10 protein-coding genes are annotated in these 12,551 nt (G+C 66.7%); 4 read left to right on the plus strand and 6 right to left on the minus strand.

The genetic code is table 11. From position 1 onward, the window contains the following. Positions 1-73 precede the first annotated feature (73 nt). Complete coding sequence (locus tag G6N10_RS15865; protein ID WP_085094903.1) at positions 74-2,422, plus strand: alpha/beta hydrolase family protein; 2,349 nt, start codon at positions 74-76, stop codon at positions 2,420-2,422. A gap of 65 nt (positions 2,423-2,487) precedes the next feature. On the opposite strand, the gene G6N10_RS15870 is transcribed toward G6N10_RS15865, so the two are convergent. Then, the gene (locus G6N10_RS15870; RefSeq protein ID WP_085094901.1) at positions 2,488-2,865 is read right to left on the minus strand and encodes a carboxymuconolactone decarboxylase family protein; all 378 of its coding nucleotides are present in this window, start codon (positions 2,863-2,865) and stop codon (positions 2,488-2,490) included. A gap of 481 nt (positions 2,866-3,346) precedes the next feature. Here G6N10_RS15870 and G6N10_RS15875 point away from each other — a divergent pair, with 481 nt between their 5' ends. After that, positions 3,347-4,573 (plus strand): hypothetical protein, encoded by a 1,227-nt coding sequence (locus tag G6N10_RS15875; protein WP_085094899.1) that lies wholly within the window; start codon positions 3,347-3,349, stop codon positions 4,571-4,573. Positions 4,574-4,651: 78 nt separating this feature from the next. Here G6N10_RS15875 and G6N10_RS15880 read toward each other — a convergent pair whose 3' ends face one another. Both G6N10_RS15880 and galE read right to left on the minus strand, forming a co-directional pair. Then, positions 4,652-6,427 (minus strand): hypothetical protein, encoded by a 1,776-nt coding sequence (locus G6N10_RS15880; RefSeq protein WP_085094897.1) that lies wholly within the window; start codon positions 6,425-6,427, stop codon positions 4,652-4,654. 4 nt (positions 6,428-6,431) lie between these two features. Then, positions 6,432-7,409 carry a UDP-glucose 4-epimerase GalE gene (gene galE / locus G6N10_RS15885; protein WP_085094895.1) on the minus strand — a complete coding sequence of 326 codons (978 nt, stop codon included), beginning with the start codon at positions 7,407-7,409 and terminating at the stop codon, positions 6,432-6,434. A gap of 69 nt (positions 7,410-7,478) precedes the next feature. Between galE and G6N10_RS15890 the strand changes: the two genes are divergently transcribed. Then, complete coding sequence (locus G6N10_RS15890; RefSeq protein WP_085094893.1) at positions 7,479-8,417, plus strand: SDR family NAD(P)-dependent oxidoreductase; 939 nt, start codon at positions 7,479-7,481, stop codon at positions 8,415-8,417. 463 nt (positions 8,418-8,880) lie between these two features. On the opposite strand, the gene G6N10_RS15895 is transcribed toward G6N10_RS15890, so the two are convergent. The 3 genes from G6N10_RS15895 to G6N10_RS15905 all read right to left on the minus strand — a co-directional run bounded on the left by G6N10_RS15895 (position 8,881) and on the right by G6N10_RS15905 (position 10,814). Continuing rightward, positions 8,881-9,726: a PDDEXK family nuclease gene (locus G6N10_RS15895; RefSeq protein ID WP_085095090.1), complete on the minus strand. Its 846-nt coding sequence runs from the start codon at positions 9,724-9,726 to the stop codon at positions 8,881-8,883. 84 nt (positions 9,727-9,810) lie between these two features. Next, positions 9,811-10,155 carry a DUF2304 domain-containing protein gene (locus tag G6N10_RS15900; protein ID WP_085094891.1) on the minus strand — a complete coding sequence of 115 codons (345 nt, stop codon included), beginning with the start codon at positions 10,153-10,155 and terminating at the stop codon, positions 9,811-9,813. Beyond that, the gene (locus G6N10_RS15905) at positions 10,152-10,814 is read right to left on the minus strand and encodes a polyprenyl-phospho-N-acetylgalactosaminyl synthase PpgS (RefSeq protein WP_085095088.1); all 663 of its coding nucleotides are present in this window, start codon (positions 10,812-10,814) and stop codon (positions 10,152-10,154) included. The genes G6N10_RS15900 and G6N10_RS15905 overlap by 4 nt, the downstream gene beginning before the upstream one ends. A 271-nt stretch (positions 10,815-11,085) precedes the next feature. Between G6N10_RS15905 and G6N10_RS15910 the strand changes: the two genes are divergently transcribed. Further along, a complete protein-coding gene (locus G6N10_RS15910; RefSeq protein WP_133055112.1) occupies positions 11,086-11,529 on the plus strand; it encodes a hypothetical protein in 444 nt (147 codons plus the stop codon). Positions 11,530-12,551: the final 1,022 nt, after the last annotated feature.

Consider the following 12,551-nt stretch of genomic DNA (forward strand, 5'->3'; position numbering starts at 1 on the left):
AAAGCCTGAGAGCGACCTGATAGATTTCGGTACAAGTTGTTATCTACGTCACGTCGCACAAGGAGCACGGCTCATGTCACAGCCCACCCCCACCCCGCTGCTCAAGGCCAAGTCGCAGGCGATCCGCGCGGCGGCCGCCGCGACCGCGATTACTGCGGCCACCGCTCTTACGGTCGGATTGGTGGGCCCCACGGCCGTCAGCTACGTGTCCAGTGCCGGCCAGAGCGAGGTTTCGGTCACGCAACCGCGCACGGTCAGCGCCGATGTTCAGCTCGCCGCCATCGGCGACATGATCGGCATTTACGGTGTCGGCCCGGTTTTTCAGGCGCTGCGTATGGCCGGGATGGGCAACCCGAGGTCCATCATCACCGGGGCGGTGAATCTGATCGGAAACGACGCACTCACCCAAGCGGCCGAGACGCTGCTCGATGCGCTGGAGGCGATTTCCCCGATTGATGCGCGCGTACCGGGCTTCGGACCGGCGGGTGTGTACGACGCGGTGAACGGGTTGGAATACAGCGCCGGGATATTCGGCGGTTTGGATGACATCGTTGAAATCCTTGAAGATTTGGAATGGATTCCGGGTTTGGGGGATGACATCGCCGCCGTGGCAAATAACCTTGCCACCGTGCTCAACCAGCGTCGTGCCATCATTCTGGGGACCGGCCTCGGTGGCACTGACGCGGCGATTGCGCTGCGTCAAATGATCGCTGATGTCCAGTCCGACAGTGAACTGTGGGGTGACGATCACAACGGAGTGACCGGGGTAGTCGCCGTGTTGCTACGTAACCCGTCTCGGCCCGGGGGCGGCCTGATGGCGTTGGTTACCCCGATCAGTGATTTGGTGGGGCTGAACTTCAGCAACCCTGAGGCCGGTAGTTTTACAAACGAGGATGCAGAGTCCAATGATTCCGGCTTGGCGACCAAGGTTCTCAACATCAGCATTACCGATATCGGGTGGAAATACGATCTGGTCTCCGACGCCCCGTCGTCAATGAATCCGCTGGCTTGGGCGAATTCCGTTGCCGGCGTCGTGATGCCGACGTACCTGTTGCCGGCCGACTTGTCCACGGCCGGGGGTGCGATCGGCGACATGATTTACCCCGGCGTGGTGAATGCACTGATGGATGCGGCGCAGGTGACCCTGGATCCGACCGGTGGGCAGGGTAGCTCGCTGCTTCTGCAGGGGACGGAGCTTGAGGTGGTGGGTGACGCGGTGGACGGAGTGCTCGGCGATGTGCTCGGCGCCATTGGCGACTCGGTCGGCCTCGAGATTGACTTCCCGTTCGCCGGTGACGCCACCTATATCACCTACGACTCCGGAAACCTTCCGCTGTTGGAACCGTTCCACGTTCTGCCGCGCCTGCTCGGCTACACGGGTGCAACCGTCTCCACTCCGATCGTGGACTCGTTCGAGAACGTCCTCACCCAGATGGTGGACGCCGGATACAAAGACGTCAAGGTCACCGACGTCGACGGTGACGGAGTTCTCGAATTTGCGCGCACCACAGCTGGAATCGCCGCGGGTGCTGCGGAACAGACCGACCTCTTCCTCTTGCCGGACTACCTCAACTGGGCGCAACGGTTCGAGATTCCGCAAACAGTGTTCGATTCCACGATCTCGGGCATTCAGGACAGCCTGCTCAACCCGGCGGCCTACAAGTACAACCTGTGGGGCTGGAACGCGGGCGAGTTCATCAACGACAATGAACTTCTGCTCAGTGTCTCCGAAGCGGTCAACAACGGCATTGATGCGGTGAAGGGGCCGATCAATCAGCTGATCAATAGCGGCCAAGAAGCTCTGGGTCCTGTGGCCGAGACCTTGGACACGGCATCCGGTCAGGTCAACGGTCTCCTGCTGGCAGCCCGGGGTGTCGTCGGCGGCAAGGTTGATGTGAGTCCGTACCTGTGGGATGCGAACCGCAAGGTTAACGATCTCACCAGCGGACTGGATGACGGTGGGATCCCGGGTGTGGTGACGCGGGCCTTCGAGAGCCTGACCGGTGGTTTGGCCGGCTCTCAGACGCAGCAACTCCGCGTCGCCTCCGATCCGGAGCCGTCGTCCGCGAAGGATGCGCTCGCAGCCCTTGGCGGGAAAACACTGCTTAGCGACAGCAAGTTGTCAAACGATGCGAAAGAGGTCGCGGCGGCACTAAAGGATCCGAGTGCGGCGCTCAAGGGTGTCGGTGACGGAGCCCGAATCAAGGAATCCCTCGGGAAGGTCAAGGGCAACCTGGCCGCCGAGAAGACCCGCGCCGACCGGCTCGTCGGCGCGGTGAAGTCGGGCAAGCCCGAGAACGTCGTCAAGACCGTGACGGGGAACGCCAAGGAACGCGTTACTCAGGTGGCGAAGGATCTGAACGACGGGGCCAAGAAGGTCGAGAAGACCGTGAAGAAGGTCACCGGGCAGGACGCGGCCTGACCAACCCAGCCAAGCTCAAGTGCCCTCGCCGAAATGGCGGGGGCACTTGGGCTTTCGATGGCTGGTTAGCGCTCGAACGCCTTGATCGCGGCGTCCTTGGCGGTGTTGGCCGCCGGGAAGCCGGCGTAGCCGGTGGAGTGGTAGACCACCTCGGCGAGTTCATCCTTGGTCAGCCCGTTGCGCAGCGCGATCGCAAAGTGCGACTCCAGTTCGTTCTCGGCGCCGAGCGCGATCAGGATGCCCAGGGTCACCAGCGAGCGGTCCCGTCGTGACAGGCCGTCCCGACTCCACAGCCGGCCGAAGATCGACTCCACCCCGATGTCCATCAGCTCGGGGGCGAAGTCGGACTTGGCGGCGAAGTCGACGTCGGCGTCGTCGTCGGGCAGCAGGCCCGGCAGCATCTCGCGGAACACTGCGAGGCCCTGGGCGCGGAAGTTAGACATGCTCAGTATTCTGCCACGGCACATTCGCCGGCTGGTCGGGCCGGTTGGCGTCGGCGGCGGCCACCGTTGAGCGAAACCCGGGGCAGGCGCCGCCCGGCACAGCTAAAACTCAGGAGATTCACCCACTTTGTGGCCGGCGTGGGTGGGGCTCGCGGGTTGCCCGGATGCCGGTGAACGGCCTGCGGACATTGCCCGCGCATCTCTGCTCCCGCGGCTCGGGGCGCCGATGTGCCGCCAAGGAGGCTGGTCAAGCCACGTGAGCTGGGTGGATGGGACATGCTGCCCGGCGTCCCCGGCTACCGGATCGCCGGGCCGCCAGCCGGGGCGCCCGAATTCTGGCCGATTCCTGGCGAAAGTCGCTGCTCAGAAGGGGCGGCGCTCTTGCGTACGACAATAGCTCGACTTACGTCGCAATATCTCAGGAAAAGTTCAGTTAGCGTGCCTCGGGGAGTCAATCAAGGATCAATCCGAGGGGGAAACAATGAGGACCAACGCGCGACCACTCGCCACCGCCGGTGTGGCCATCGTGGGGGCCGGCCTGCTTGCCGTGACACCGATCACCGCGACCAACGGCGACACCATGGCGCTGCGGGCCAGTGACCAGTCCGTTGCACTGACCGCCGCGTTCAGCCCGACCGCGTCGCCGGAATCGCTGCTGTCGGTGACGGCCGGACGCCTGCTGGAGCAGATCCGCCAGGCGCCGCTGGTGCCGGCCGTGATGGTGCTCGCTGCCGTCGGCGGCGACACCCAGCGGCTGTACTCGCAGACCCGGCAGGTCATCGACATGCCGCTGTACGTCCTGGATCCGACGTTCGAGGCCGTCGCCAATGGCCTGCCGGCCGGGATCGGCGGGGGCACCGACCACGACACGTCGACGACCGCGGGCGACGGCGAGATCATGAAGTTCCGCAACCAGGTCCAGGCCGCGCAGACCGAACTCCGCAACGGGATTGCGGACAGCCTGGGCGTGGTCCCCGACGGCACGCTTGGCGATACGAACTACGCCTGGACCGCATCGAACCTGCTGCTCAAGTCGAGCATCGACAGCGCCAGCCTGGCCGTTCAGATCCCGATGGCGCTGGTGAAGCTCACCGAGGCCGTCGTGTCCGGGGAGAGCGCGGAGAACGTGTACAAGATCGCCCGCGACATCGTCGACGGGCCGCAGTGGGCGATCGACTCCGGCATCGACGGTGTCGCGACGATCCTGCCGGAGTCGCTCGGCGGGGGCACCGACTACATCCGGGGCGTCGAAACGTCCCAGGACGGTGCGCTGCTGAAGTTCCGGAACAAGGAGATGCTGGGCCTGCGCAACCAGGTCCGGGTGGGTGTCGCCGGTCTCGTCGGCGCCGACACCGTGGATAAGAACGGCATCCTGCCGGGTGAATCCGGCTACACCCCGTCCGTCACGACGACGTCGCTCAGGACCGCGGACACCGACTCGGGCACGGACCTGCGGGCGCAGCTGTCCAAGCAGACCGAGAAGCTCCTCACCGGCGAGAACAGCAGCGTGAAGAAGCGCGTCAACGAGGTCAAGGGCATCGCCAAGGACGTCGGCAGCCTCAAGCTGGACTCGGCGGGCAAGAAGGCCGGCGAGGCGGTGATGGCCCGCGTCAAGCAGGCCGGGCAGGACCTGGAGAACGGCGTCAAGAAGGTTCGGGAGACGGTGAAAAAGACCTTCTCCAAGAAGGACTCCGGCGACCAGTCGTAGCCGAGACGACGGGAGCGGGGCGGTGCCGACGGGCATCGCCCCGCTGCTGCGTTCGGCGGTCCCGGCCGGTGGGTACCGCTACAGCGGCGCCAGGTAGCCCAGCGGCCCCGAGGCCAGGCACACCGCCAGCGCGGCGGTGTTGGCCCGCACGGTGATCGCCTGCCCGGCCCCCGGCAGCCGGACGAACACTCGGTTCAGGCCCGGATGCACCGGCACCTTCACCTCGGTGCCCTCCTCGAGCGACATCAGCAGCGAACCCTCGGAGTTGGCCAGGTAGTTGATCTCGGTGGTCCAGTCCGACGGCAGCAGCGGGCCGTCCAGCGGCATGCGCACCGGCGCCTCGGTCTGCACCAGGTAGCCGCACTCGGGCACCGGGCCGGGCAACAGCGTCCGCACCCAGGTCACCTTCGCCTCCAGCAGCCGGCCGGCGGAGTCGAACATCCGCAATTTCGTTGTGGCCGGGGCGAACTCGGGGCGCTGCGGCAGCAGCGCGAACAGGTGACTGGCCAGGTTCTCCGGGTACTGCATGCGCTGCAGGATCATCGGGTCGACCTCCTGATCCAGCAGCGGGGCATCGGAGTCGGCGCGCGCGGCGGCCAGCGTCGACCGGGCGTTCTGCAGATACCCGCGGGTCGGGTTGTCGCGCCAGCTGGTCAGGAACGTCGCCGTCGAATACAGGCTCGAGGCCAGGAACGCCGCCAGCACCCCGGCCACCGCCAGGGTGCGGGCCGGCGAGGCGTCCAGTCGGTGCGCCGACGGCCGGTTCGGGGCGCAGAACCCGACCGCGGCCAGCAGCGCCAGCACCATCACCAGGTCCGGGAAATACCGCAGCGTCTGCGCCAACTCCAGGGCGGTGAACTGCGAGGACCGCATCAGATAGATCGGGATCTGACACGCCACCGAATAGCCCAGCGCCACCAGCCACACCGGCGCCAGTCGCTGCTTGCGGGCCAGCGACACCGCCACCGCCGCTGTCAGCGCCACCCAGCCGAGCACCATCACCGCCGTCGGCGGCACCCCCCACGGCGAGGCCGGCGCCCAGCGCTGCCAATCCCACGGCCCGCCCACCAGGCCGGGCACGATGCCGTGGGTGAACGAGCGCTGCAGCAGCCGCCACGTCATCGGCAGGTCGGTGCTCCACCGGCCCTGATCGACCACCGAAATGTACAGCCCGATCCACCCCGCGGTGATCGCCAGCAACGTGACCCACAACGCCCGGCCGCGGCGCCACACGCTCTGCGCCGCCGGCCACAGACCGCCGCCGGACCGCACATAGGTCAGCAGCGTGGCCACCGCGAACGCCACGAACGGGATCACCGCCGACTTCTCGAAGAACAGCAGGCCGCCCAGAAATACCAGCGCCCCGCCGATCGCGTGCCGACGATTCCCGGTGCGCACCAACAGGATCGCCTCCGCGCATACCCAGGCCAGCGCGGCCTGCAGCGGCAGCGCATTCAGCCCCGCGGCCCACCACGCGAACGACGGAACCCCCAGCGGGGTGAACAGCGCGAACGTCAACGGCACCAGCAGCACCGGCCGCCAGCCCAGGATCACCCACAGCGCCCGCAGCAACGCCAGCGACGCCAGCAACTGCAGCAGCACCAGGCTCAACGCCGGGCCGGCCCACACCAGCGGCGCCGCCCGGGTGATCAGCCCGCCGAGCAGGAACGCCCCGGGCATCACGTGCCCGTCGTGATCGTCGAACAGGTAGCCCGCCGACAGCAGCGGCTGGGTGCCGGCCCGGCCGACCAGCACCAGGTCGTCCCAGTAGAAGTAGCCGCCGAAGGCCAGCACGGCGCGCACCGACAGCTGCACCGCGATCAGCACGGCGGCGGCCAGCGCGACCCGGTTCAGATTGCTAGCCCGGATATGCGTCTCCCGCCCGCTGCCGGGCGTGCCAGGCGCTGGCCACCATGTCGGTCAGGGAATGCCGCATCCGCCAGTCCAGGTCGCGGGCCGCCAGCTCGCCGGCGGCCACGATGCGGGCCGGGTCGCCGGGCCGGCGCGGCGCGATCTCGGGCTCGAAGTCGATCCCGGTGACCTCGCGCATGGCGGTCATGATCTCGCGCACCGAGGTGCCCGAGCCGCTGCCCAGGTTGTAGACCGGCTCGACCGGCTGGCCGCTCTGCAGCCGCCGGGCGGCCGCGACGTGCGCCATCGCCAGGTCGGCGACGTGGATGTAGTCGCGCACGCAGGTGCCGTCGGGCGTCGGGTAGTCGGTGCCGTTGATCCGCGGGGTCCGGCCGTGGAACAGCATGTCGAACACCAGCGGGAACAGGTTGAACGGGCTGACGTCGAACAGCTCGTCGGACCCGGAGCCGACCACGTTGAAGTACCGCAGGCTGGTGTGCTGGAACGCGCCGGCCGCGGCGACGTCGCGCAGCAGCCACTCGCCGATCAGCTTGCTCTCCCCGTACGGGGACTCCGGCCGGGTCGGGGTGGACTCGTCGACCAGCTCGGTGTCGGGGGTGCCGTAGGTCGCCGCGCTGGAGGAGAACACGCACTTGTCGACCCCGGCGTCGGCCATCGCCGCCAGCAGCGTCACCATCGCCGACACGTTCTGGGTGTAGGTGTGCAGCGGCCGGGTCACCGATTCGCCGGCGTACTTGTATCCGGCGATGTGAATGACGCCGACGACGTCGTGCTCGGCCAGGGTGGCGCGCACCGCGTCGCCGTCGAGCAGGTTCGCCCGGACCAGCGGGACGTCGTCGGGCACGAACTGCGGCAGACCGGTCGACAGGTCGTCGATCACCACCACCGCGATGCCGTCGGCCCGCAGCGCACGCACCACGTGCGCACCGATGTATCCGGCGCCGCCGGTCACTAGCCAGGTCACGGTGTCCCAGAGTATCGACCGCGCTGAATCTTTGCTGCCCGGACCGGGCCCGCTGGGTACTGTGGCACGGTGCGTGCACTGGTCACCGGCGCGGCCGGGTTCATCGGGTCGACGCTGGTCGATCGGCTGCTCGCGGACGGGCACTCCGTCGTCGGGGTGGACAACTTCGCCACCGGCCGGGCCCGCAACCTCGAACATCTCGCCGAGCACCCGGAGTTCTTCTTCGTCGAGGCCGACATCGCCGAGGCCGACCTGGTGGCGGTGTTCGCCGAGTTCAGCCCCGCCGTGGTGTTCCACCTGGCCGCCCAGATCGACGTGCGGGCCTCGGTCGCCAACCCGGCCTTCGATGCGACGGTCAACGTCACCGGCACCCTGCGGGTCGCCGAGGCCGCGCGCCAGACCGGGGTGCGCAAGGTGGTGCACACCAGCTCCGGCGGCTCCATCTACGGGGTGCCGTCGTCGTTCCCGGTGTCCGAGACGGTGCCGGTGGACCCGCGTTCGCCGTACGCGGCGTCGAAGGTGTGCGGCGAGCTCTACCTGCAGACCTTCGGGCACCTGTACGGGTTGGCGTGCTCGCACATCGCGCCGGCCAACGTCTACGGGCCGCGCCAGGACCCGCACGGCGAGGCCGGGGCGGTCGCGATCTTCACCCGGGCGCTGCTGGAGGGCACGCCCACCACGGTGTTCGGCGACGGCTCCAACACCCGCGACTACGTCTACGTCGACGACGTGGTCGACGCCTTCGTGAAGGCCGGCGCCGGGGCCGGCAACGGGCAGCGGTTCAACATCGGCACCGGGATCGAGACCTCGGACCGGGCGCTGCACACCGCGGTCGCGCGCGCGGCCGGGGCGCCGGACGACCCGCAGTTTCGCCCGCCGCGGCTCGGGGACCTGCGGCGATCGTGCCTGGACAGCTCCCGAGCGGCCGCGGTGCTGGGCTGGGCGCCCAAGGTGTCGCTGCCCGACGGGATCGCCCGGACGGTGGAGTACTTCCGCGGGCTGGGGTAGGGGCTTCTTCGGGTGTGGCTGTTACGGCCGTCGTACCCACGCATGTGCCGCTTCCTCAGCAGTTTCGGCTGTCGCCCCGTCGTATGTGGCTGCCTGAGCGGCCATTTCGGGCCGTCGCCCCCACGATTTGTGTTGCTTCCCGGCTGTTTCGGCCGCCGCCCCCACGATTGGTGCTGCTTCCCGGCAGTTTCGGCCGTCATCCGCGTCGGATGTGGCTGCGTGAGTGGCTGTTTCGGCCGCCCCCGCGTGGTGTGTGAAAATATTTTCACTCTCGCGCTCGACTGTGAAAATATTTTCACACACGACGGGAGCAGGCCTTCGAGCCTGTGGCGCGTGATATCAACTGGGGCCCGCGATGCGTGTGTGCCGTCGAACTGCTGCAGCACCCCGCCGTCGCCGCCGAAACCCCCGTCGCGCGCACGTCCCGCAACCCGAACCCGCCGAAACCCCCGTCGCCCTCGATTCAGCTCCGGCGCTTGGCGAGCGCCTCGTTCACCCAGCCGGCGATGGTGGATTCACTGTCGTCGCTGGTCACCCGGATGACGATCCAGCCGTCGTGCTCCAGCCGAGCGATGCGTCGGCGGTCGGTTCGGAACTGCCCTCGATTGGTGCGGTGGTGGTCGCCGTCGTACTCGATGGCGATCTTCCACTGCGGCCAGCCCATGTCGAGGTAGGCGTACACGTATTCGTCGTACTCGTCGTAGACCGGGATCTGCGTCTGCAGCGGCGGAAATCCCATCCGGCCCAGCGCCAACCGCAGCCAGGTCTCCCTCGGCGACTGCGCGCCGCCGTCGACCAGCGCCAGGGTGCGGCGGGCCTCGGCGATGCGACGCCGGCGCGGGGACTGCCCGGCGAGCACCAACGCCGCGGCGGGCGTCGTCTTGGTTGCCTGCAGCAGCGCATCGATCGCCTTGACGGCTTCGTCCCGCGGGTACCAGCAGGCCAGGTCGAGGATGGTGCGGGCGACCGTGGTGACCGTCATGCCCTGCAGCGTCATGGTGTCCCCGTCGCGGAGCCGATCGCTGTGGACGACGACCCCCGGGTGCCGGTGCCGGTTGGTGTAGATCAGCTCGGCGGGCTGGTCGGCGTCGATCCACTTGCTGCCGTGCAGGAGCGCCGCGGAGTATCCGGCGATCGTCCCGCGTCCCCGGGACCAGCGCCACGCCGCGCGCACCCGGTGCATCGCGGTGGGGGTGCTGCCGGCGCGCAGGTACACATTGGGCAGCAGGCGAAGGTGGTGGTTGGTCAGCTGATAGGCCGTGACGTTGTTCTCGCGGCGTTCGGCGCCCCCGATGAATACCTCGTCCATGGTGCCGACTGTGCCGACGATGCCGCGCCGCGGCACTTCAGTTGTGACCGGGCTGTGCATGAATCCGCGGCTCGGGGCCCGTCGTCAGGCGTCGTCGGCGGGGACCTGGGCGTTTTGCAGCGCGACGGCCCGGGCCAGCCGCGCATACTTGACCTCCAGGTCCCGGAACCTGATGTAGGTGCTCATCGTGGTGAAGATGAACACGATGGTCAGCACGTAGGTGATCAGGTCGGCGCCGCGGGTGACCCCGAGCAGGCGCGCCAGCGTGGTGGTGTCTTCGGGGCGCAGGATCGCCCAGATCGCGGCGATGACGAACAGCAGGAAGCCGACCTTGACCCAGGCGCGGCTCTTGGCGCTGGAGCGCGACCGCATCAGGTAGAACAGCAGCGCGACGATCGAGCCGATCAGCAGGATCTGGATCCAGTTCATCGCGGCAGCCTCTTGCGCAGGAAGCCGTCGAACACGATGTTGATGCCGTTGAGCAGCGGCTGGCCCTTGGACATCGAGTAGTCGGTGTAGAGGATTTCGACGGGTTGTTCGGCCACCCGCCAACCGTTTTCGAGGATCAGCGCGATGAACTCGCTGGCGTGACCCATCCCGTTGACGGTGATGTCGAGGTCGCCGGCGACGGTGCGGTTGAACACCCGCAGGCCGTTGTGTGCGTCGGTCAGTTTGAGTTTGCGGCTGGTCGGGCTCAGTGCGGCGACGGTCTTGAGGACGATCCGTTTGAGGATCGGGACGCCGGTTGGCGGGCCGGCGGCGAAGCGGGTGCCCACCACGATGTCGACGTCGCCGTGCCCGAGCCGCTCGATCATCGCGACGACATCGCGCACCTGATGCTGGCCGTCGGCGTCGAAAGTGGCGAACACCTGAGCGCCGGGACGCTTGCGGGCGTACTCGACGCCGGTCTGGATCGCCGCGCCCTGGCCGAGGTTCACCGGGTGGGTGACGACGTGCGCGCCGGCCTGCCGGGCCAGGGCCGGGGTGTCGTCGTGACTGCCGTCGTCGACGACGACGACGTTGGGAAAGGTCGCGCGCAGGTTGCCGATCACGTCGGCAATGACGCTCGCCTCGTTGAAGGCGGGCATGATGATCCAGGCATGGTGGTACGACTCGTCGATCCAATCAGCGTACGTGCTTGGCCCGTCAATACGCGCGGCGACCTGCGGCAACGCCGGACTCACAGCGACTTCCCAGCATCGACGGGATCGTGCCGAACCGAATAGCGCATTCCGTTTGGAGGGCTACGCTTTTCCTATGGCGTCGTTGCCGCCACCGCCCGCGGGTGTTCCGGGTTGGGCGTCGGCTCCGGCCAGGGGGTCCGGGCCGTCGCGTTGGACTGCGCGGGTCGCGCTCCTGGTGGCGTTCCTGGCCTGCATCCTCGGCGTGATCGGTTGGTTCCGGCCGGTGGTTCCCGATCCTGTTGCCGCGCCGACCTACAGCGACGAGGAGGTTGCCGCGGCGACGGCGAAGGTGTGCGCGGCGTTTGAGGAAGCGTGGACGGCGATCAGCGTGACGTCGCAGGCGGAAGCGGGGGATGATCTATCGTTGAAGTACGCATATGCTGCAAATTCCCGGCTAGCGCTAGTTACAGGCAGTGCCTCAATTGAGCGCAGTCTCGACCCCCCTGCGCCAGTCGATCTTGTCGACGATGTTGACGCCTTCTCGGGGGCGGCGTTGAAAATGGCAATTTTAACGTTGTCTGGAACTTCGCAAAGCGACCAAGCGTATGGCTCTGCGAAGTCGGATCTCGTTGAGAAAAAAGATGTCTTGAGAAAATCATGTGGCCCAGGCCCTCGATAGGTGCGACCCTGCGGGTGGGTTGATCGGCATGACTGATTATCCGCCGGGTCAGTGGACGCCATTGCTGATTGGCCGACAATGGCCGAGTTCGTCTACTGTTGCCGCGTTGAACCTCGCACACACCAACAGAAGTGTCACTGAAGGAGAGTTTCGGACGTTTGCGGCGACATTGCAGCGGGCGGTAGAAGGTCCGCTGGTTGATCAGCAGGGCGTCACAGCTGATGACATGCGCTCCGCGTTACGGTCAGCACAGGTTGATGCTTTGGCTATAGCGGACGTCAGTCGGTCCAAGGGGCAGGCTTATTCTCGGGCGCTGGACGCGATCGAAAATCTTCGAGCTGGCCTAACAAATTATGCAGAAAGGGGTAATCAAGAGATATCTGAGATTCAAAAATCGAAGTCAGAAAATGGGATGAAAGTCTCAAAAATTCTAGACGTGATCCTGCGGTATCAAAACCAGTCCGACCATGCGGCCGGTCTCGCCGCCCAGACGATTATGCAGGATGCGCAATCAATTTCTGAACTGCAGGGAGGCCCGTTGCTGCGTGAGCTTGCCACGATGGGTGGACTCAATCCGGATCGGGCCTCAGGGCGTGCCGGTGAGCAGGAAATCCGAAAATTTGTTGAACAATATCTTGAAAGTGCGGATTCTGTAGATGGCATTGGTGACTCGCCAGGGCTGAGTTCAGGTGTGGGGGATTCGTGGTCCGCTTCTCCAGGCTCTGATGTTCAGCAGCCTGGGCAGGGCGTATCGGTTGCCCCAGAGTTGCCCTCTGAAGCGCCAATAGTCGGGGGTGGACGTCCGCGCGACCTGACTCCAGATCGATTAGGGGATTCCCTTGCTGCAGGGATACCTGGAGATTTTCAGTTCGCTTCTGGCGGACCTGTAGCTACCTCGCGGGATGGGCTGACCTCGAATACTCTGCCCGGAAACTCCATCACGCTCGCACCCCCGGTTAGCAGATTCGAAGTTCAGAATGGGCCGGTACCCGTGCAGAACTTGCAGTTTGGTACCGGGTCAC

The sequence above is a fragment of the Mycolicibacterium fallax genome, from assembly GCF_010726955.1.
Classification (GTDB): domain Bacteria; phylum Actinomycetota; class Actinomycetes; order Mycobacteriales; family Mycobacteriaceae; genus Mycobacterium; species Mycobacterium fallax.